Below are 21508 nucleotides of genomic sequence, written 5' to 3' on the forward strand. Positions count from 1 at the left end.
AGTTGTAAAATATATCCTCGAACAAAAAACCTATCTTGTAGTTTAAACAAAACTTTCAGTGGGAAAGTACCCAAATGAGACATCATTTATATTACGTATTAAAAAGGAGGAAGAAAATGTACGATTACAACACAGTAACAGATTCTTGGATGGCATACCTCGGTAGATTACCTGATTTATTACTCGCAATTCTTGTCCTCTTAATTGGGTGGCTAATCGCCTCGCTAGTTGCAAAAGCGGTAAAAAGTGCACTTCATAAAACTGACTTTGACAATAAGATAGCACGATGGATGAGACCAGATACAGACCAAGACAGGATCGAACAGAGATCCACTAAATATTCACCGGAAGAGATCGTAAGTAAAGTGGTGTTCTGGATCTTAATGGCTGTTGCCATTGTAATGTTCTTGAATATGCTTAGTCTTCCTTATGTTGCACAGCCCCTTTCAAATGCACTGGGAGTTATCGCTGCTGCAATTCCAAATATTTTAAAAGCTGTACTTATTGCAGCTGTAGCTTGGCTGATCGCATCAGTACTAGCTATGTTGATCAGAAAAGTAGGACGTAATAAGGGCTTTCAAAGCTTGTTGTATCGTTTTAGATTAACGAGTAATCAAGTTCATGCTGATAAAGCAGTTCAATCTGCTGCAAAAGCAGTATTTTATCTGACGCTATTACTTTTCTTGCCTGCTGTTCTTTCGGCATTAGGCATCGACGCAATCTCTAAGCCACTTGAAGGGATGCTAAATGGATTCTTTGCCTTTATCCCGAAACTTCTTGGCGCAGCTATTATTCTATTTGTAGGATGGCTTGTGGCGAAGATTGTAAAAGAGATTCTCGTAAACTTCTTGCAGAGTATTGGAACAGATCGACTTGCTTCAAAATTAGGTGCGGAAAGAGCGCTTGATAAGACATCGCTTTCACAATTAATCGGTACAATTGTTTATGTGTTCATCCTAATACCGGTTGTGATTTCGGCTCTTGAAACATTAGACATACATGGGATTTCAGGGCCTGCTGTAGGAATGCTGGGCCGTATTATGGATATGATTCCGAACATTATCGTTGCGATTATCCTTGTTGCAGCAGGATTATGGGTCGGAAAATGGGTAAAGCATGCAGTTACTTCATTATTAGAACGTATTGGGTTTAACGGTATTTTTTATAAAATGGGACTCGGTTCTCTTCATAAGAGCAGCCAAACCCTAACCATTTCAGAAATAATTGGTTACGCAGCTCAAGTTGTTGTAGTTCTGTTGTTTACGATTGAAGCATTACACCTCGTGAATCTTGAAAGTTTAGTAAGTATATTAACAGTCGTTCTAGCATATATCCCGATGGTGTTAACTGCTGTTCTGATTTTAGGGATTGGATTTTACGCAGGGGATCTAGTAAAACGTGTTGTAATGAGCATGGTAAAACAAGAAACAGAAAGCAAACTATTAGGCAATATCGCAAAATATACAATTATTACGTTAGCTTTCTTCATGGCACTTGATCAGTTAGGTGTTGCAAAAACAATTGTAAATGCTGCGTTCATCTTAGTATTAGGCGGGTTTACAATTGCTTTCGGTCTAGCCTTTGGACTAGGCGGCAGAGAAACAGCTGCACGAACACTGAATAAATTGAGCAGAAGAATGGAACAGACGACGATTCAGAGCCCTGATCCCGCTGAATGGAAGGATAAAACAAAACTAGCGGACTTCAGTACGGGGCGTTCGAAGGAACAAAGTTCTAAAGAATCAACATCTGATCTTGATTTAGACAAACCACATACGATTGCTCGTGACCGACAATTTAATCATCTTAATAAACCAAGCGAAGAGTTTGGCATAAATGATCAAGATGATCCTAAACGAAACGATTATTAAAAAAATAGGCTCTGTTAAACATCGCTGTTGAAATGGCAAAAAAAATCTGCGACACTCCATCGGAAAAGCGGGCTGCCGAGACCCCGCAGGAGGTACGACGAGAAGGCTTGGCGGTTCGTCCGCGGAAAGGGAATGGATTTTCTGACTTCCAGGGATTATCAACACTATCAATTAACAGAGCAAAAAAATAAGAAAAAGAATAATGGGCTTTGAACAAGTCCATTATTCTTTTTTCTGTTTATCTTTCTCGATGTATAGAAAGAATTAATCAAGGAAAAGGTGATAAAAAACAGGAGAGGATTATGAATGATGCTGCAAGCTGCCTTATGGGGAGGAATAGCCGGATCTGCTGTACTGCTCGGATCATTTACAGGGATCGCCTTCCGGATTCCAAGAAAATGGACGGCTTGGATTATGGCTTTTGGTACAGGGATATTGATTGGTGCTGTATCTTTTGAACTTTTATTAGAAGCAGTTAAGCAAAGTGACTTAAAAGTAACATCGACAGGGTTTATACTAGGTGCGGCCGTGTTTACTATCATTAACGCAATCCTCGCTAAAAAAGGCGGGCACGAAAGAAAAAAATCGACCTCAAAAAAAACAAAAAGTGCAGGAGTCGCTATATTCTTCGGTACACTATTAGACGCAATACCAGAATCCATTTTAATTGGAGCGAGCTTAATCGACCAAAGTGAGGTAAGCTGGCTGCTGGTTATTGCCATCTTTTTAAGCAATTTTCCGGAAGGTCTATCAAGTTCAATTGGTTTATTAAAAGAAGGCTTCTCAAAACAAAAGATTATAGGAATGTGGATTGCTGTCTTTATTTTATCAACGATAGCAGCAGCACTCGGTTTTCTGTTTTTAGAACAGGCTTCTGATTCTTTTCTTTCCATGATTGGCGCATTTGCAGGTGGAGGAATCATGGCAATGGTTTCCTCAACCATGCTGCCAGAGGCACATGAGGATGCAGGCGCAGCCGTAGGATTGATTACTTCATTGGGCTTATTAAGCTCATTAGTGCTTACTCATTTTTCTTAAATGGGTAAAGCAAAAAAAGAGGGGTCTGTCCCGGGACAGACCCGGGTCAGACCCCTTCTTTATAGAGAACAAAAAACCCAAAAGATACCTCGGTATCTTTTGGGTTTTTATCTTACTTACTAGGGCAGATGAATCGTTTTTATATGCTGTACATTAATAAAAACGGTTTCATTTCTGCCGACTGTCAATTGAATTTGATTGTTTTCAATTTTAACTAGTTTACCGATTCGATTTGAATCTTTGCCTAGATCAAAGATGACAAGCTTTCCTTCATATTTTTTGCACTGTTCTGTGAAAGTTCTCGCCATTGGAACATGAAAGGGAAGCAGTGGCAATTCCTCATTCGAGAGGTCATAGGGCCGTTCACTGTCTTCATAGGGGGTGAGCCATTTTAAGTGGTGCAGTGGAATCAGCATCATTTTGTAAACAGGCGAGTAAAAAATGAAATAATCATTCAAAATATTTGTGATATAGCCATGAATGGATAGATTGCTTGTGATAAATATCTCTGAAAACAAGCCCTTTGCATTCATTAAGACTTTTCTTAGAGATAAGGTTTCTTCATCGGAAGCAATCGGTATACTGTCCGGTCTGCTAATCTCCATCTCAATATCATAACAATGATTGATAGATTGAATGTGTAGTTTAGGCAAATATATATATCTTTCACCATTAAACAGCACAACAATATCAGAACCATAATCAATGAGCATGCCTGTAATCGCTTTACTTCCTTTATTACCGCTGACGGAAAGCTTGACTGTCTTTCCTATTAATTGATTAAAAATACTCAAAAACTATCCTCCTTAAGACTGGAATATCCATTGTGTCCAAAAATATAAGCTTATTAAACTGATGATTAATCCAATCGGAATTACAAAAATGGTTGCTTTAAAATAAGTTTTCCAGCTGATTGGAACTCCATTCTCTCTTAGAATGTATATCCATAGCATGGTGGCTAATGTTCCAATCGGTGTTAATAGTGCACCGATATCGCTGCCTAAAATCGTAGCTAAATACGAAACTTGCAACAGATGAGGATCTAAATTCATCTCTGTAAGTGTTAGCGTTCCAACCATAATGGCAGGCAGATTATTGAATATATTCGACATGACCGTCAGCAAAGTACCCATCGTAACAATAGCAGCCATATTTCCAAAATGAATAAAATCAGTTAAATACTTCACGATTAAAGAAGTAAGCCCGATATTTTGTAATCCGAAAATCAGAACATACATACTAAAAGCAAAAAGCAAAATATGCCAAGGTGTGTTCTTGATCACATCAAGAACACCGACTTGTGTTCTATACCAGCGAACGAAAATTAAGGTGACTGCACCGACAATGGCGACCCATTCCATAGGAATGCCAAACGGTGCCAAGATAAAGAATGTTAATCTTGTTACGATCACAATGATGATACAGACTTTAAACATCCACCAATCTACTTTTAAACGTTTTTGGACGGATAATGGATGTGGAATAACCCGGGAGGATTTTTGATAGTTCATTTCGGTGAAATATGCTGGCGGCAATTTCTTTGGAATGGCTTTTTTGAAATACAGGAACAGAAGTGTAACGATTACGATAATACCAATCATAGCCGGTACGAACATGAGCGTGACGTAACTGTTAATATCGAGCCCAACAATTTTTAGTGCTATTAGATTTGCAATGTTACTTATGGCGATTGGTGCACTTGAAGCAGTAGCAGTAATGGCTCCCGGAAGTAAAAATGCTATTTTTTGATGTGGTTTTAATTGGAGCATATTCAGTGTTTTGATGATAATTGGTGTTGTTATGAGGATACTTCCGTCATTGTTAAAAAATAATGTCATCAAATAGCACAATAGATTGATATATAGAAAAAGAATTACACCAGAGTTCTTTGTCCGTTTTACAAGATTATAAGCCACAAAATTGAAAAAACCGATGCTTTCTAACACGATGGACATTACGATCGTGGATAATATGGTAATAGCAGCGCCACTGACCATATGGAAAATATTGAATAAGTCAGAAACTTGTACAATTCCTAAAAAAACAAATAAAAAGGCGCCTATACTTGTGGGAATAGTTTCGTTTAGGCGCCATGGATTCCATACAATGAAGAAAATCGTCAGTGCGAAAATCGTTATTGTGAGTATAATTTGAAGATCATGCATTAGGATTTGCCTCTTTTTGCAGCACAGGGACAGATGGGATGTAAATATATTGATCTGGAGTTTGTATGCTTGGTTGGCGTTGAGGCTCATCTGGTTTTATGATCAAATAAAGTAGAAACCCTTGTGAAATCATGAATAACGTAAAAAACAATCTTTTACCTCCTTGCCTGTAACAAAGCATGTAATGTCCTGTTTTTTAGAAAAAACAGGACATTACTTTCTTATTACAGTTTGAACCAGCCTTTTTGATCCAGGTCAGACAAACTACCTGGAACTTCTTCGTTCCATTTTTCTTTCTTTTTCTTTTTCTTCTGTTTTTTCCAATGCTCAGATGAAGAAGATGAAGATGAAGAAGAAGATGATGACTCGTGCTTATGACAAGAAGATTCTTTCTTGTGACTTGACTCACATTTTGGATTACTTGATGATGATTCGTGGCAAGATTTATCTTTTTTGCGGTGAGAAGATTCTTTTTTCTTATCCTTGCTAGAAGATTCCTTCTTACAGTGGCTGCTGCTTTCTTCATGACATCCGCCAACTTGGCTGAAGCTCTTAATATGGAAGATTGAGATAAAAATCACTTCATCTCCTCTAATTACTTCAATCGTGTTGCAGTTTACTGCTACAAGAACGCCTTCTACGCTTTCTGGACCAGAACGATTAACTTTTACCTTGTGGTTGATAAAGTGCCTCAACACATCGCAGAACGTATCTCTTGAGACTTTCTTAGGATTATTCCAGCAGCAAATATGATCGGCTTCAATGACAATGGCTTTTACGTGGACCAGCTGATAAAAAATGATTTCTTTATCATTTCCTCTTCCTTTGCCTTTGCCTTTACCTTTGCCTTTTCCATCGTTTGTTTCAATTGCGATGAAGTCTTGGCCTACGCAGACTAATCTGCCTACTCGAGATTCTGGACCTCCTACATTTACCCTGATCGTTTGACCCAGTAAGTTTTTTAACTCTCCAAATGAGAGAGTATTTTTTGATTTATTTCTCTTCAAAATATTTCCTCCTGATGATGATTTTGACTACTCTTGTCCATGCATTATATGTATCATGCTAGTGAAGAGGCATAGGCAACGAGTCTAAATTTTATAAAATGGTCAAACGTGGATTTTTTTCTCTCCTTTAAGTTTATGAAACGTAACTTTTAGTTCACCCGAGAGCTTTTCTATGTATATAATAGTTTGAAAAGTAAAAATCGGGAGGCGATTATGATGGGAAAACGGTTTGTTTATGAAACATTTCAATCAAACTTACATAATCGTCTTTATTTTGGAAGAACAGATGGCTATTCATTGTCATTTGTTCTTTTTTTTTACATTTGAGTCGCCAAGTTTTCTTTACGATAGGGAGGAAAAAGGATGCGTTATAGACGGGTACTAATAAAATTAAGCGGCGGGGCTATGGCAGGAAATCAAGGCACAGGATTTGACCATCTTTCTCTAAATCATATTGCTAAAGAAGTCTCGAAAGTGATTGCTCAAGGTATTGAAGTAGCGATTGTTGTTGGAGGAGGCAATATTTTCAGAGGGAATTTAGCTGAGTATTGGGGTATCGAAAGAGTTGAAGCGGATCAGATCGGTACACTTGGCACCGTCATTAACAGTTTGATGCTAAGAGGTGTACTTAAAAGTAAATTAAACAAGGAAGTCAGAGTCATGAGTTCAGTGCCAATAAGTGCTGTAGCTGAACCATATATCAGATTGCGGGCAGTGCACCATTTGAACAAAGGCTATGTTGTTATTTTTGCAGGAGGTAATGGCCAGCCCTACGTAACGACTGACTATCCGGCTGTACAAAGGGCTCTCGAGATGAATTGTGACGCGATTTTATGTGCAAAACAAGGTGTAGATGGGGTTTACGACAGTGATCCAAACCATTTTAAAGAAGCTCGGAAGTATGCAACTCTCCATTATGATGAGGCGATACGAAATAATTTAAAAGTTATGGATCAATCGGCGCTTATTCTAGCGAGAGATCATGGTCTGCCGATTCATTTGTTTGATTTTAATCAAGAAGGAGCATTTTATAAAATCTGCAATGGGGAAGATATAGGGACGTTTATTAGTCATAATATTGAAACGGCACTTGTTTAAGGGGAAGCATTCCGGAAAAGATCCGGAATGCTTTTTTGTATATTTTGCCATACCTAACCTCATATTAAAGAAAGAATAGAGGTGGTGAAAATCATGATGAACTGGCTTAAAAAGAAACCTAAAAAGCAAACCCCGACAGTGGATTTATCCGATAACACGTACAATTCTATAGTGGAATTGATTGATCATGCGAAGGATTCAGCTGATTTTATTCATTATCCTCAAAAAACGGTCTATCACAATGTATTCATTTCTTATTACAAAGCCATGATAGATGGTGAGTTACTCCATCGTGATATTTTGCCTTACATCATTCACAGTAAAGAATTTAAGTCACTAAAAGACTTAAAAGATATATTACCGATTGAAAGTGTAACGATTACTAATGATATTAAGGAAATACAGAATAAACTTTTAAGAGGATTTATCGTCATTCAATTCAATGAATATGATGAAGAATGTGCGATTATCCGTGCGGAAAATTTTGCGACAAACCGACCTGTCTCGGTTTCAGAGATTGAGTTCTCGGTTATCGGACCGAAAGAGGCATTTATTGAAAACTTAGACAGCAATTTATATCTAATAAGAAGAAGGCTGCCTGTACCTCAACTGGTATTTAAGGAAATTGTTATCGGAAAATACTCGAAAACACGTATTATCATTGCTTATATACAAGATGTAGCAGATCAGGAAAACATCAACACAGTTACTCAAAGAATTAAAGATATAGAATTTGAAGTAATATCAGATAGCTCCTTGCTAGAACAAATCATATCAGACAACTCAAAATCGGTATTCCCGCAGCTGGTGTCAACCGAAAGACCAGACAGGGTAGTAGCCATGCTGAACTATGGCCAGATTGCTATTCTATCAGAAGGCTCTCCACAAGCGTTATTAGGTCCGACGAGTATAACTGAATATTTTTCTTCGCCTGAAGATTATTACTTGTCATGGGTATTAGGATCATTGTTTCGTTTTATCCGGTTTATTTCAGTCATTTTTTCAACGTTTGCGACACCAATCTACGTGGCTGTCTTAACTTTTCATTATCAAATGATTCCGAAAGATCTGCTTGCACCTTTAATTTCATCCCGGGCGAACATCCCTTTTCCCCCGGTATTAGAGGTGATGTTTTTGGAATTAACGATCGAGCTTCTTCGTGAGGCAGGTGCCCGGTTACCAACAAAAGTAGGACAAACACTTGGTATTGTAGGCGGTATTGTAATTGGACAGGCATCGGTTGCAGCCGGGCTGACGAGTAATATCTTATTGATCGTCGTAGCGTTATCAGCACTTGCTTCTTTTACAACACCGGTTTATAAAATGGCGAATACGATACGGATTTTACGCTTTCCTTTTATTTTCTTTGCCGCATTGTGGGGAGGAGTTGGAATTATCCTTGCACTATCTTTTGTTTTGGTTCATTTGCTCCGATTAGAATCATTAGGAAGACCTTATTTAACGCCAATTTATCCACCTCGAATATTAGATATGACCGATTCTATATTTAGGTTTCCGTATAATCGGGAGTTAAAACGGCCCAATGGTTTAAAAACTAGCCTTCCATCGCCCAAAAAGCTGAAAGAAACAAGATTAAAAAAGGATATTGATGAATAATGAAAAGGATATACGTAAAAATATTATTATTGTTCATACCCATTATTCTTTTTATTTTGCAAGGCTGTGTCCCATTGGAAATCGTCGACGAAATCCAGCTGATAAATGCAGTAGGATATGATAAAGAAGAAAATAATGAAATTAGAGGGACAGCAACCTATCCCATCTATAATCCAGATGGGACGATAGACTTTGAATCTTTTTCAGCTGTTTCTCATACAAGCCGTTTTATTTTTTCAAAACTGAATACAAAATCTCCGAAACAATTGAAGAACGGGCAACTGCGAGTTGTTGTTTTTAATGATAGGTTTGCCCAAGATGGAGTGTTGGATATCGTTAATTCTCTTTATCGAAATCCAAGCGTCGGAAACCGGCTTTATATGGTTGTGGCAGAGGGCAGCTCAAAAGAAATATTAACGAAAAAATATGGATCATCACCGATTCCAGCGATGTATTTACGAGATTTAATCGAACAAAATATTAAGACCGAAAACTTGCCAGAAACTAATTTGCATGTTTTTTTGTATGATTATTACGGTGAAGGATTAGATCCATTCTTACCGCTTGTTAAGGCTGGAAAAGATACAATACAATTAGATGGAATTGCATTGTTCCGAGGTGATAAGTATGTAGGCAAGCTCAATCATCGCGAGTCTTTTATTTTTAAAGTATTGATCGACGGATCCAGAACAGGGCAATATGAAATTAATCTTAAAAAAGGAAAGAATAAAGGTTATGCTGTAATCCGAAATATTAAAGGGACGACAAATTATCATGTGAAAAAAGTTAACGGTATTCCTGAGTTTCATATTGATATCAAGATATTAGGTGAAATCCATGAATATCCACCATGGCTAAACCTCGAATTGCCTGCGAATATAAAATTAATCGAAGATACATTCAAAAAAGATGTGGATAAACAATCAAAAGAAATGATGAAAAAGTTTCAACAATTGCATATTGATCCGTTAGGTTTGGGCGATCAAGTAAGAAGAAGAGAGAAATACTGGAACTTTAAAGACTTTGAAAAAAACTACCGAAAATTAAAGATTAAGGTATCAACAAATATCGATATTGTTGAATCAGGAGTAATTGAATAGTTTATAATAGGGCAGTGCTTTCAATGATATTTGGAAGAGCTGTCTTTTTTTACATTGACCGGACAAAAAATGACAAAAACAGCGAATAAATATATGGTTATTCCTTTTTTCGAGGATGTATTGAATAACGAGTTTAAAGGGGGCACCTATTTTGAGAACAACAGATGAGAAAATTAAACTCCGCAATCAATGGTTTAAAATCATTTTAATCAGTCTATTTTCAATGGTATTCATGTTTAAAATTGCTGTGACTAAATTTACGTTCCACTTTTCTGATATGCTAGCATTTATTTTAGCAGTATTTACGATTGGAATTTGCAGTATGTTTTACATGAAATTTAATGAAGCTCTCCAAGCCTTTGGAGCAGCGAGCAAATCACTCGTACCTGCGTTTTCTAAAAAACAAAAAGAGCATACCGAAGAAGAAACAGAATTTGTCGAGGAAAAAGAAGTGTCATTGAGCGATGAAGAGAAAGAAGAGTTAGAACGTTCAATGATAACGCAAGAACAGCAGATAAAACGAATGAAACAAGTACAAAACGAGATCATCAGCCGATTGATTAATGAAGATCTGCATGAAGACGACAAACGTGATTATATTGACTATTTACTTCAAAAAGAAAAAGAATTAATGTTTGCTAAACAAGAAATTGCACGCATCTCCTTGTTATTAGAACCAGCAGCAGAACACATTGAAGAAGATGTTTCAGAAACAGATGATGCATACGAAAACGCACAGGATGAACATTCAGTAGAGACTGCAACTGCAAAAGATGTAGTTCAGCTTTTAGGGAAAGAATTTGTTCTGAATGCTACATTGGAACAGTTCAATCATAAAATGAGAGAAATTCAGCATTCTATTACGATTGAAACAGCGAATCATTTAAAAGAAGAAGGTCTAATAGATCCGTATTTTAATGTGACTCGAAAAGGTTTAAAAGAATTCAGACGGGCTGCTAAAAAATTCAGTTATGAAGATGGCGTAAAGTTTTTATCCAAAGTAGTAAAGCGTAATAATCGTTAACATTTATTAAGCTGACTCATTAAAAGGGTCGGCTTTTTCTATTTATCAAATGATAAATTTTCCATCGATTTTCTTGATATTGTCAACTTAATTTTTCTTACTTTCACCTTTCCCTGTTACAATGGACATAGATTATGTGAAGGAGATTGTTTGTTTATGTTTATTATAGCTAAGGCGATTTTATATTTAAGTTTTGCGCTTCTTATCGGAGCATTAATTCTTTATACGGTTCCTAAAGCAATGCGGCCAGAAATTAAATTATCTAAAAAGTGGCTGCTATTATTTATCGCACTCATCCCAATAGCTGGTATCGGAGAAATCATAAGACTAACCCTTTATCTAGGAAGCGATTTTGGATATTGGACAACCTTTCAGAATATCGTTTTAACGTTTGAAGCAGGAAAAGGTTGGCTGTTTTTAACTGGAATTTCTGTATTGCTGTTTTTTATGGTCTCTTTTAATGATGTTGAGAATGAACGTTTTTTTTCGATTTTGTCGCTTGTTTTAGTTACCGGGATGGCCGTTTCTATTGGATATTCCAGTCACGCGGCATCATTAAGCTCAATTGGTCTTATCCCGCACACCCTGCATTTTTTAGCGGTTACAATATGGTCAGGTGTGTTGCTCGCAACAGGCTTTTTCAGTAGTGGAAAGTCACCGGTGTCCTCTTTTTACAAATGGTTTACACCGCTTGCATTTGTGTGTTTGCTGACAGTGATCGGTGCTGGACTATGGCTGATGTCATACATAGTGCCTGAATATGTGAACAGTTATATGTTAGACTACGGACAAGTCTTGTTAATCAAACATGTTTTGCTAGTTGTCATTGTTTTTTACAGTTTAATAAACGGCGTGTGGATGAAAAGAAAATTGAAAGAAGAATCCGGTGCGTTTCAACCGATAAAATGGATCAGAGTGGAAGGGATTATTCTTTTCGCTGTGTTTGTGGCAACTGCGGTCATGAGTCAACAGACACCTCCGCACGATGTTGCAGAAACCATAAAAATGGAGAATCCATCAAAACTGTTTACTTTCATTACAGGCCTTGTTCCCGGAGGCAACCCTATACTTTTCTTTGATTTTACATTGAAAAGTGCTGGCTGGTTACTTTCAGCTGTTTTACTGTTCACTGCAATTTTTATTGGGATTAAGAAAAATGTTAGTATGATTTTTGTTGCTGTCATCTCACTGCTAGCAGCTTGTGCCCTTTATTTAACCGTAATGTCAACTCTTTCCTTACAATAAAAGCTCTTTTCGTAGAGGTTGTTTTTCGCTTATTGATATTCGCTTTCCAATAAAAAATAACAATCAAATAGCAAGTAGCAAAAAATAAAAAGGGGGAGCAAAAAATGGCAAATGAAAAATTAGAAACTCAGCTCGATGGTTTGTTAACGAAATATGCCGAGCTTTTAATAGGAAGTTCTGAACCAGAGCAAGTGGAGAAAATAAGAGCATATGTTTTGTATTCTTCTATTGCAAAAAGTATGCCTCCTCTCGTGAAGCACTGGAATGAAAGCTATCCAGATGCGAAAGAGGCTATGAAAGATCTTGTCAGTGAAATAAAAGAGCTGAACGAAAAACACCGTTCTTCTCAAAAATAACAGAACATAAGAAGGCAGTTTTCTAATACGTAGAAAACTGTTTTTCTTTTGTTGTCTGTAAATATTTTAAATTTTGCAAAATCGACAAAGTTCGGGAAAAAGATGATATATTTAAAGCGGTTACATGGAAGTGAGATTTAACCAATCTATAAAAGTAAGAAGTTACAGTAGGGGGAAATTGGATTGGAACAACTAATGAGAGATTTTTTCTTATTTTTAGCAAAAAACAAAACGTTAACACGCCTTGCAAAGAAGTATGGACTTCGTTTCGGTGCAGGCCGTTTCGTGGCTGGAGCAACGCTTGAAAGCTCAATAGCTGCTATAAAAAAATTAAATGAAAAAGGCATGCCTGTTACAATTGACCATCTTGGTGAATTTGTAGATAACGAAAAGGAAGCAGCCGAAATGACTGATCACTGCATCCAGGCTATAAAAGCGATCGCAAAAGAAAAGCTAGATTCCCAGCTTTCGTTAAAGATGACTTCAATGGGACTAGATATTAGCGACGAGCTTGTATTGCGCAACATGAGAAAAATCATGGACGAAGCAACGAAACATAATGTGATGATCACAATTGATATGGAAGACTACTCACGCTGCGGGAAAACGATCGAAATTTTTAAGCAGCTAAAAAAAGAATACGATAACATTTCAACGGTTATCCAAGCGTATTTGTATCGTTCATTAGAAGACGTACAACATCTTAATGAATACCAGCCATTTCTTCGCCTTGTAAAAGGAGCGTACAAAGAACCTGCAAAAGTTGCGTATCCTGAAAAGAACGATGTAGATAAAAACTTCGAAAAATTAATCGAAACTCATTTGTTAAACGGCAACTATACAGCAGTTGCAACACATGATGATGAAATTATACGTTTTACAAAAGAACTTGTAGATAAACACAGCATTCCTTATGACCAATTTGAATTCCAAATGCTTTACGGAATTCGTGTGGAAAGACAAGAACAATTGCTGCAAGAAGGATATAAAATGCGCATTTATGTACCATACGGAAATGACTGGTACGGCTACTTCATGAGAAGACTTGCTGAGCGCCCTGCAAACGTAATGTTCGTTCTAAAAGGTGTATTCGGAAAGTAATTTTTATTCTTATAAATAGAACTGGCTTAAAAAGTGATAAATTTATCACTTTTGAGCCAGTTTTTTTTATTTAGTGAGCTATTTACAAATAAATATGAATTTTGATTCAAAATTGTTGTTTAATCCTAGCTGAACAAGCCAGTTGAAGCTGAGATTTTTTATTATATTCACGTTATTGTCCAATATATCGACGTTAACGAGCCAAATATCGACGAAAATCGAAATATTTCCACCTTAATTTCATTAAATCCACGTTACGGATGAAATATCGAATTTTCGACAAAAAAAGGCATGGGGACAGACCCGGGTCAGACCCCACCGATGGATTTTAAAGAAATCACAAGAAATAATACACAACTATTGCTAAAATTCAGAATATATTTTATATTAATTACAGGCAATTTTTTTATAGTCGAAAAATGAATGAGTATTCATTCAATAAAAGGGGGAAGTCTATTTTGTCTCGTGAAATCCGAAAAGCTGCCGTACTAGGTTCTGGTGTAATGGGCTCTGGTATCGCAGCACACCTTGCAAATGTCGGAATTCCAACATTGTTATTGGATATCGTACCACCTACTCTAAATGAAGAAGAAAAAGCGAAAGGAATCACGGAAGATCATCCCGAATTTCGTAACAAATTCACGATTGCAGCAGCGAAGAAACTTTTAAAACAAAAACCTGCTCCTTTAGCGGTGAAAGAAAATTTAGACCTAATAACAATTGGTAACTTATCTGACGATTTAGAAAAACTAAAAGAGGTTGACTGGATTATAGAAGTGGTTGTAGAGAGGCTAGACGTTAAGAAAAATCTTTTTGAAACAGTTGATCAATATAGGAAGCCGGGCAGCATCGTCACTTCAAATACTTCGGGAATTTCCATCAATGCGATGGCTGAAGGCCGTTCAGAAGATTTCAAAGCAAATTTCTTAGGTACGCACTTTTTTAATCCGCCAAGGTATTTAAAGCTTCTTGAAATCATCCCAACAAAAGATACAAATCCTGAGGTGGTTCAGTATATCCGTACATTCGCGGAAAACGTTCTAGGTAAAGGTGTTGTTGAAGCAAAAGATACGCCTAACTTTATCGCGAACCGTATCGGCACATACGGACTAATGGTAACGATGCAAGAAATGTTGAAACACGGTGTTTCAGTCGGTGAAGTCGATTCCGTAACAGGTCCTCTTATCGGAAGACCAAAATCTGCAACATTCCGTACACTCGATGTGGTTGGTTTAGATACGTTCCTGCATGTAGCGCGCAACGTATATGACCAAGTAGATGGAAAAGAAAAAGAAGTTTTCGAGATTCCGGATTTCCTGAACGAAATGGTTGAAAAAGGCTGGACGGGAAGTAAAGCTGGTCAAGGCTTCTATTTAAAACAAAGAAGTAAAGCGGGAAGCGAGATCCTCGAGCTGGATCCATCAACGCTTGAATACAAACCACGCTCAAAAATGAAAACGGCAACTATGGAAGCTGCCAAGCAAATGAAAACAACTGGGCAAAAAGTGAAAGCGCTTTTATACAGTGAAGACCGTGCTGGCAAACTATTATGGGACATTATTAAACCCGTACTTTTGTATTCTGCTGAAAAATGCTACGAGATTGCGGATGACTTATTATCTGTCGATCAGGCGATGAAATGGGGATTCGGCTGGGAGCATGGACCTTTCGAGATTTGGGATGCAATCGGTCTAAAAGAGTCTGTTGAACGAATGAGGTCAGAAGACGAGACGATTCCAAGCTGGATTGAAGAAATGCTGCAATCGGAAAAAACATCCTTCTATACAAAAACAGAAGGCGACCGTTCATATTACCATAACGGAACTTACCTGCCGATCGAAGAGAACAAAAAAGTGATTCACTTGAGCCGCTTAAAAGAAAAAGGCAATGTGATAGCAAAAAACGGCGGAGCAACATTACTAGATTTAGGTGATGATGTAGCAGGGTTTGAATTTACATCACCAAACAATGCGATCGGTCCCGAAATCATCATGATGCTTCACCAAGCGATTGATGAAGTAGAAAAGAACTATAAAGGACTTGTAATCGGCAACCAAGGAAAGAACTTCTGTGTTGGTGCGAACTTAATGCTCATCTTAATGGAAGCACAGGATGATAACTTTTTCGAACTGGACATGATGGTTCGTCAATTCCAGCAAGCGATGGCAAGAGTTCGTTACAGCACAAAGCCAGTTGTAGCTGCAAACTTCGGCATGACATTAGGTGGAGGAGTGGAGATTTCTTTACCAGCGGCAAAGCTGCAAATGGCATCTGAAACCTATATGGGGCTCGTTGAAACGGGAGTAGGGCTCATTCCAGGGGGCGGAGGAAACAAAGAGCTATACATTAGACTACTTGAACAGCTGCCGGAAGGGGCTAAAGGGAATCTGCAAGACGTTGCAAATCAAGCTTTTGAAACAATCGCTATGGCTAAAGTTTCAACTTCTGCACAAGAAGCAGCGAAATTAGGATTTTTACGAAATGAAGATAACATATCTGCTAATTTGGATCACTTAATACATGATGCGAAGAGTCAAGTACTGTCTCTTTCAAACTTAGGCTATAAGCCGCCGGCAAGAAAGAAAATACCTGTAGTCGGTGAAGCGGGTTATGCAACATTGGCACTTGGCGCACAGTCGATGCATTTTAGCCATTACATTTCAGAACATGATTTAAAAATTGCTAAAAAACTAGCGTTCGTTCTCGCAGGAGGAAGAGTGCCAGAAGGAACATTTGTCGATGAACAATACTTATTAGACCTGGAAAGAGAAGCATTCTTAAGTCTTGCCGGAGAACCAAAGAGTCAGGCTAGAATGCAGCATATGCTTGTAAAAGGCAAGCCGCTAAGAAACTAAAGGGGGGAAGAAAAGAATGATAAAAGATGCAGTCATAGTAGCAGGTGCCAGAACACCTGTTGGAAAAGCCAAAAAAGGATCTTTTGCACATATGAGACCGGATGAATTAGCGGCGTTGACCATACAAGAAACGTTAAAACGCGCAGGCGGATATGACGGTGAGATCGATGACTTGATAATCGGATGTGCGGTGCCGGAAGCGGAACAAGGAATGAACATGGCCCGTTTAATAGGTGCTCGTGCAGGTTTGCCTGAAACGGTACCGGCTATTACGATCAACAGGTTTTGTTCCTCAGGCCTGCAAAGTATCGCATATGGTGCGGAAAAAATCATGCTCGGTCAGGCGGATGCGATTATTGCCGGCGGTGCAGAATCCATGAGTCTTGTTCCGGTTGTGGGGCATGTCGTAAAACCAAACCCATATCTCGTTGAAACGGTTCCTCAATATTATATGGGAATGGGTCATACCGCTGAAGAAGTGGCGAGACGTTTCGGGATTTCCAGACAAGATCAAGACGAGTTCGCAGTAAGAAGCCATCAAAAAGCAGCGAATGCCATTAAAGACGGAAAGTTTAATGATGAAATTGTTCCAGTCCATGTTATGAAGCGCTGGCTTGATGAGCAATCCAAATTAGTTGAAAAAGAAATAGCCGTTTCCGTTGATGAAGGAGTTCGCCCTGGTACGACGGTAGATGTGCTCGGAAAATTGCGTCCGGCATTTACACCAACTGGATCTGTTACTGCAGGAAACTCCTCTCAAACAAGTGACGGAGCAGCATCTGTTCTTCTCATGAGCCGAGATAAAGCGGAAGCAGAAGGTTTGAAGCCTTTATTGAAATTCCGTTCGTTTGCCGTTGCTGGTGTGGCACCTGACATTATGGGTATAGGTCCTGTTGCGGCGATACCAAAAGCGTTGAAGATGGCAGGACTTGAACTTTCTGATATCGGACTTTTCGAACTGAACGAAGCTTTTGCTTCACAGTCTGTTCAAGTCATTCGTGAACTGAATCTTCCTGAAGATAAAGTGAACGTGAACGGTGGTGCCATCGCACTTGGGCACCCGCTTGGCTGTTCTGGAACAAAGTTAACTCTGACATTGCTTCACGAAATGAAACGCAGAAACGAACAGTTCGGAATTGTAACAATGTGTATCGGCGGCGGAATGGGTGCAGCGGGAGTATTTGAACTCGTAGGTTAATAATAAGGAGGAATAGAGAATGTCTAATACGATGGAAAGAGCAGTAATCGGCGGAAGTTTTCTTATTGAGGATCTAACTGCTGAAGATATTTTTACCCCTGAGGATTTTTCAGAAGAGCACAATATGATTGCGAAGACGACTGAAGATTTTGTCGTGAAAGAAGTGGTTCCGCAGCTTGAAAAGATGGAAGATCACGACTTCGAAGTATCCCGCAAACTTTTGACGAAAGCGGGAGAACTGGGATTGCTTGGGGCTGATGTACCTGAAGTATACGGCGGTCTTGGCTTAGATAAAATTTCATCATCCTTAATTACGGAAAAATTTGCCCGTGGACGCGGTTTTTCAATCAGCTATGGAGCTCACGTTGGAATCGGTTCATTGCCGATTGTACTTTTTGGGAACGAAGAACAAAAGAAAAAGTATTTGCCTGTTCTCGCAACAGGGGAAAAGATAGCAGCATATGCGTTAACTGAACCAGGATCTGGGTCTGATGCACTCGGTGCGAAAACGACAGCGAAACTAAATGCTGAAGGCACTCATTATTTGCTGAATGGCGAAAAACAGTGGATCACGAACTCCGCTTTCGCTGATGTATTTATCGTCTATGCAAAAATTGACGGCGAACAATTTTCTGCTTTTATCGTAGAAAGAGAGTTCCCTGGTGTTTCCACAGGTCCGGAAGAAAAGAAAATGGGGATTAAAAGTTCATCAACACGCACCCTCATTTTAGAAGATGTTGCTGTTCCGAAAGAAAACCTGCTTTGGGAAGCGGGAAAAGGTCACTTAATCGCGTTCAATATTTTAAACATTGGCCGTTATAAGCTCGCACTAGGTTGTGTAGGGGCATCGAAACGTGCTTTAGAAGTATCCGTAAAGTATGCAAACGAGCGTAAGCAGTTCAAGCGTCCGATCAGTTCTTTTAGTTTGATACAGGAAAAATTGGCTAACATGTCGGTTCAAACGTATGCATCTGAAAGCTCTGTGTACAGAACAGTTGGATTGTTTGAAAATCGTCTTGGTGCATTATCGGAAGAAAAGCAGAACGACGGCCCTGAAATTGCGAAAGCCATTGCAGAATATGCGATTGAATGTTCATTGAATAAAGTATTTGCTTCTGAAACGCTGGATTATGTAGTGGATGAAGGTGTTCAAATTCATGGCGGATATGGCTTTATGTCAGAATATGAAATTGAAGGAGCATATCGCGATTCCCGTATCAATCGTATTTTTGAAGGAACAAATGAGATCAACCGCTTGCTTGTTCCGGGTACACTTGTAAAAAAAGCAATGAAAAATGAGTTGCCGCTTATTCAAAAAGCAACGGCGCTTCAGCAGGAATTGATGATGCTTATGCCTGTTGAAGTAGGTACTGAGGCGCTTGAGCAAGAAAAGTACCTCGTATCGATGGCGAAAAAGATTTTCTTAATGACAGCAGGACTCGCTGTTCAAAAGTTTGGTCCAAAGCTTGAAGCTGAGCAAGAAGTGTTATCAAACCTGGCTGATATCATCAGCGAGCTTTACAATATGGAATCTGTACTATTGCGTACAGAAAAGGCAATCGGAAAATCAGGTTTGGAAAAGGCAAAGCAGAAACTACTTTACACTGAAGTTTATTGTCAGGAAGCATTTAATCGCATTGAAGCACATGCGAAGGAAACGATTATCGCTGCGGAGGAAGGCGATATGCTGCGTATGATGCTTTCTGCATTAAAAAAACTGACACGCTACACGCCAGTTAATGTTATTAAGAAGAAGCGGGAGATCGCCGCTGTACTTCTGGAAGAAGAACGCTACACCGTTTAAATTAATTCAATTATTTTACGCTAACCTTCAAAATTCTATCTTTCCCTCTTGCATTTGTAAGAGGGCCTTTTTTTGCAATCATCTTTGATTAAAAAGCACATATAAAGGCAATGAATGAATGAGTCATTTCTGTCCATTTTTATTTAGTAAAAATTCATGTTTGTGGTACTATGAAAAGGGGTGATATAATGCTACTGAAGGTTTATGAATATCCGAAATGCTCTACTTGTCAAAAAGCAAAAAAATGGCTAAAACAAAATGAAGTAGCCTTTGAACCTGTACATATTGTGGACAACCCTCCTTCCAAGGAAGAACTAAAAAGCCTTGTAGAAACAAGCGGGTTGGAAATCAAAAAATTCTTTAATACGAGTGGATTGAAATATCGGGAATTAGGTATGAAAGACAAGATGAAAACAGCAACAGACGAAGAATTGCTTGAGATCCTGGCATCCGATGGTATGCTGATCAAAAGACCAATCGCAACAGACGGAAAAATGGTTACAATTGGCTTTAAAGAAGAGCAATATGAAGAGGCTTGGAAAAAGTAAATTTGTTACTGACTATGATATTTATTTATTGTAGTTACTATAAACAAAAAGAAAAGCTGGAGGGATAACACATGGAATTTCCTAAAGAGTTACGCTATTCAGAAGAGCACGAATGGACAAAATCAGAAGAAGGAAACAAAGTTCGTATCGGTATTACTGCATTTGCACAAGATGAACTTGGTGACATCGTATTCGTTGAACTCCCTGAAGTTGGAGATGAACTTAAAGCAGACGAGCCGTTTGGAAGTGTAGAATCTGTTAAAACAGTTTCTGAGCTATATGCTCCTGTTTCTGGAAAAGTTGTAGAAGTAAACGCTGATCTAGATGACAGCCCAGAGCTTGTAAACGAATCTCCATATGAAAAAGCATGGATGGTTGTCGTTGAACTTTCAGATTCCTCTGAGCTTGATAACTTAATGACATCTGAACAATATGAAGAACTGATTAAAGAAGACTAATGAAATAAATCTCTTCAGGAAAGAATAGGCATATTGCTAAATTCTTTTTTGGAGGGATTTTTTGATGAACAAAAACAAAATTGATGTGACATCAAGAGTGTTTGGCAAAATGAAAGGCGGTTCCATGTCGCTGTATCTTGAAAAAGACAAAATCGGCCAAATACATTTTACAAACCAAGGTAACATGTATGAGATGGCTGAAGGATTTGAAGTCGATCAAGAAAAAATTTATAAAAGTGAGAAACCAGCAGAGATTCCTAATCCATCAAAATATGTTGATGAGTGTGACAAAGGCTGGTGCTGATTTATTATAAAATTGATAGGAAGCAGAGCAAAAAAGTACAGATCCTGCACTTTTTGCTCTGTTTTTTTGTTATTTTCACGTACACCTGAATCAAGTAACGCCAATCCACTTAAATATCATTTTTACCGGTTGTGATTTTCAATATTTCCACGGTTATTCAATTTATTTCCACGTAAAATCGAATTATATCCACGTTAAATACAATAATCCCACGTTAATTTGCAGATAACCACGAATCGATATTTTCAAACAAAATCCGACAACTGCTCGCCGGCTACTTTATTCTTTCAAAGACGATGCAAGCCCACCTTTTTTACCGATCTGCTGATAAAATTCTTTATCATGAGAATCTGATGTAGAAATACCGCCCTTTTTTCCTATCTCTTGGTAGAACCCGGTATTATGAGTTTGCGATGTAGATTTACCGCCTTTTTTTCCAATTTCTTTAAAGAATGCTTTTCCTTTCGAACGTGCGGTTTTAAGACCGCCTAATCTTCCAGCTTCTTCACGGCTCATCTTTTCAGCATTGCCAGCCATTGTATCGCTCCTTTTTAATTATGATGAATCACTATCTACTTTAAGAATCACAATATTCAACATTTAACCTGAATCCTTACGTTATAAACACTTTTCAATGTTTTTGAGAGAATAGTCATTAAAATAGCGGCTGCAACAAAAATAGGGTAGGAAATAACTAAAAAGGGGAATGTTATTAAAGA

The 21508-nt window shown here is 38.2% G+C and carries 19 protein-coding genes and 1 pseudogene; 15 read left to right on the forward strand and 5 right to left on the reverse strand.

Annotation, left to right across the window (positions count from 1 at the left end; all coding sequences use genetic code 11):
- Positions 1-116: 116 nt before the first annotated feature.
- Together RGB74_RS04220 and RGB74_RS04225 are read left to right on the forward strand one after the other, a co-directional pair.
- On the forward strand, positions 117-1871 hold the full coding sequence (locus tag RGB74_RS04220; RefSeq protein WP_310761748.1) for a mechanosensitive ion channel: 1755 nt from the start codon (positions 117-119) through the stop codon (positions 1869-1871).
- Between the two features lie 309 nt (positions 1872-2180).
- Complete coding sequence (locus tag RGB74_RS04225; RefSeq protein ID WP_310762788.1) at positions 2181-2909, forward strand: ZIP family metal transporter; 729 nt, start codon at positions 2181-2183, stop codon at positions 2907-2909.
- A gap of 119 nt (positions 2910-3028) precedes the next feature.
- On the opposite strand, the gene RGB74_RS04230 is transcribed toward RGB74_RS04225, so the two are convergent.
- The 4 genes from RGB74_RS04230 to RGB74_RS04245 all read right to left on the reverse strand — a co-directional run bounded on the left by RGB74_RS04230 (position 3029) and on the right by RGB74_RS04245 (position 6081).
- On the reverse strand, positions 3029-3703 hold the full coding sequence (locus RGB74_RS04230) for a DUF2642 domain-containing protein (RefSeq protein WP_310761749.1): 675 nt from the start codon (positions 3701-3703) through the stop codon (positions 3029-3031).
- 12 nt (positions 3704-3715) lie between these two features.
- A complete protein-coding gene (locus RGB74_RS04235; RefSeq protein WP_310761751.1) occupies positions 3716-5074 on the reverse strand; it encodes an arsenic transporter in 1359 nt (452 codons plus the stop codon).
- Entirely contained in the window at positions 5067-5225 is a 159-nt protein-coding gene (locus tag RGB74_RS04240; protein ID WP_310761752.1) for a hypothetical protein, read from the reverse strand. Before RGB74_RS04240 ends, RGB74_RS04235 begins: the two co-directional genes overlap by 8 nt.
- A gap of 73 nt (positions 5226-5298) precedes the next feature.
- The gene (locus RGB74_RS04245; protein WP_310761753.1) at positions 5299-6081 is read right to left on the reverse strand and encodes a hypothetical protein; all 783 of its coding nucleotides are present in this window, start codon (positions 6079-6081) and stop codon (positions 5299-5301) included.
- 363 nt (positions 6082-6444) lie between these two features.
- On the opposite strand from RGB74_RS04245, the gene pyrH reads away from it, so the two are divergent.
- The 13 genes from pyrH (at position 6445) to RGB74_RS04310 (ending at position 20789) form a co-directional block, all read left to right on the forward strand.
- A complete protein-coding gene (pyrH, locus tag RGB74_RS04250; RefSeq protein ID WP_310761754.1) occupies positions 6445-7179 on the forward strand; it encodes a UMP kinase in 735 nt (244 codons plus the stop codon).
- Between the two features lie 93 nt (positions 7180-7272).
- Entirely contained in the window at positions 7273-8796 is a 1524-nt protein-coding gene (locus RGB74_RS04255) for a spore germination protein (RefSeq protein ID WP_310761755.1), read from the forward strand.
- Positions 8796-9896, forward strand: coding sequence for a Ger(x)C family spore germination protein (locus RGB74_RS04260; protein WP_310761756.1), 1101 nt, complete (start codon positions 8796-8798; stop codon positions 9894-9896). Before RGB74_RS04255 ends, RGB74_RS04260 begins: the two co-directional genes overlap by 1 nt.
- A gap of 151 nt (positions 9897-10047) precedes the next feature.
- Positions 10048-10920 carry a hypothetical protein gene (locus tag RGB74_RS04265; RefSeq protein ID WP_310761757.1) on the forward strand — a complete coding sequence of 291 codons (873 nt, stop codon included), beginning with the start codon at positions 10048-10050 and terminating at the stop codon, positions 10918-10920.
- Positions 10921-11076: 156 nt separating this feature from the next.
- Positions 11077-12165 carry a copper resistance D family protein gene (locus tag RGB74_RS04270; RefSeq protein ID WP_310761758.1) on the forward strand — a complete coding sequence of 363 codons (1089 nt, stop codon included), beginning with the start codon at positions 11077-11079 and terminating at the stop codon, positions 12163-12165.
- 104 nt (positions 12166-12269) lie between these two features.
- Positions 12270-12521 carry a DUF2573 family protein gene (locus RGB74_RS04275; RefSeq protein WP_310761759.1) on the forward strand — a complete coding sequence of 84 codons (252 nt, stop codon included), beginning with the start codon at positions 12270-12272 and terminating at the stop codon, positions 12519-12521.
- 183 nt (positions 12522-12704) lie between these two features.
- Positions 12705-13622, forward strand: coding sequence for a proline dehydrogenase (locus RGB74_RS04280; RefSeq protein ID WP_310761760.1), 918 nt, complete (start codon positions 12705-12707; stop codon positions 13620-13622).
- A 458-nt stretch (positions 13623-14080) separates the two neighbouring features.
- Positions 14081-16477 (forward strand): 3-hydroxyacyl-CoA dehydrogenase/enoyl-CoA hydratase family protein, encoded by a 2397-nt coding sequence (locus tag RGB74_RS04285; RefSeq protein ID WP_310761761.1) that lies wholly within the window; start codon positions 14081-14083, stop codon positions 16475-16477.
- Positions 16478-16496: 19 nt separating this feature from the next.
- Positions 16497-17675 (forward strand): acetyl-CoA C-acetyltransferase, encoded by a 1179-nt coding sequence (locus tag RGB74_RS04290; RefSeq protein ID WP_310762789.1) that lies wholly within the window; start codon positions 16497-16499, stop codon positions 17673-17675.
- 19 nt (positions 17676-17694) lie between these two features.
- On the forward strand, positions 17695-19479 hold the full coding sequence (locus tag RGB74_RS04295) for an acyl-CoA dehydrogenase family protein (RefSeq protein WP_310761762.1): 1785 nt from the start codon (positions 17695-17697) through the stop codon (positions 19477-19479).
- Between the two features lie 188 nt (positions 19480-19667).
- The gene (locus RGB74_RS04300) at positions 19668-20027 is read left to right on the forward strand and encodes an arsenate reductase family protein (protein ID WP_310761763.1); all 360 of its coding nucleotides are present in this window, start codon (positions 19668-19670) and stop codon (positions 20025-20027) included.
- A gap of 71 nt (positions 20028-20098) precedes the next feature.
- Complete coding sequence (gene gcvH, locus RGB74_RS04305; protein WP_310761764.1) at positions 20099-20485, forward strand: glycine cleavage system protein GcvH; 387 nt, start codon at positions 20099-20101, stop codon at positions 20483-20485.
- 64 nt (positions 20486-20549) lie between these two features.
- The gene (locus RGB74_RS04310; RefSeq protein ID WP_310761765.1) at positions 20550-20789 is read left to right on the forward strand and encodes a YusG family protein; all 240 of its coding nucleotides are present in this window, start codon (positions 20550-20552) and stop codon (positions 20787-20789) included.
- A gap of 291 nt (positions 20790-21080) precedes the next feature.
- Here RGB74_RS04310 and RGB74_RS04315 read toward each other — a convergent pair.
- Positions 21081-21326, reverse strand: a pseudogene (locus RGB74_RS04315) (KGG domain-containing protein); the annotation flags it as partial.
- Positions 21327-21508 lie beyond the last annotated feature (182 nt).

Source organism: Bacillus sp. NEB1478 (genome assembly GCF_031582965.1).
Taxonomy (GTDB): domain Bacteria; phylum Bacillota; class Bacilli; order Bacillales; family Fictibacillaceae; genus Fictibacillus.

Bases quoted from the DNA above. Each gene is read 5' to 3' on its own strand.
- RGB74_RS04220 (WP_310761748.1), top strand. From the start codon at position 117: ATGTACGATTACAACACAGTAACAGATTCTTGGATGGCATACCTCGGT.
- RGB74_RS04225 (WP_310762788.1), top strand. From the start codon at position 2,181: ATGCTGCAAGCTGCCTTATGGGGAGGAATAGCCGGATCTGCTGTACTG.
- RGB74_RS04235 (WP_310761751.1), bottom strand. From the start codon at position 5,074: ATGCATGATCTTCAAATTATACTCACAATAACGATTTTCGCACTGACG.
- pyrH (WP_310761754.1), top strand. From the start codon at position 6,445: ATGCGTTATAGACGGGTACTAATAAAATTAAGCGGCGGGGCTATGGCA.
- RGB74_RS04255 (WP_310761755.1), top strand. From the start codon at position 7,273: ATGATGAACTGGCTTAAAAAGAAACCTAAAAAGCAAACCCCGACAGTG.
- RGB74_RS04260 (WP_310761756.1), top strand. From the start codon at position 8,796: ATGAAAAGGATATACGTAAAAATATTATTATTGTTCATACCCATTATT.
- RGB74_RS04270 (WP_310761758.1), top strand. From the start codon at position 11,077: ATGTTTATTATAGCTAAGGCGATTTTATATTTAAGTTTTGCGCTTCTT.
- RGB74_RS04275 (WP_310761759.1), top strand. From the start codon at position 12,270: ATGGCAAATGAAAAATTAGAAACTCAGCTCGATGGTTTGTTAACGAAA.
- RGB74_RS04295 (WP_310761762.1), top strand. From the start codon at position 17,695: ATGTCTAATACGATGGAAAGAGCAGTAATCGGCGGAAGTTTTCTTATT.
- RGB74_RS04300 (WP_310761763.1), top strand. From the start codon at position 19,668: ATGCTACTGAAGGTTTATGAATATCCGAAATGCTCTACTTGTCAAAAA.
- gcvH (WP_310761764.1), top strand. From the start codon at position 20,099: ATGGAATTTCCTAAAGAGTTACGCTATTCAGAAGAGCACGAATGGACA.
- RGB74_RS04310 (WP_310761765.1), top strand. From the start codon at position 20,550: ATGAACAAAAACAAAATTGATGTGACATCAAGAGTGTTTGGCAAAATG.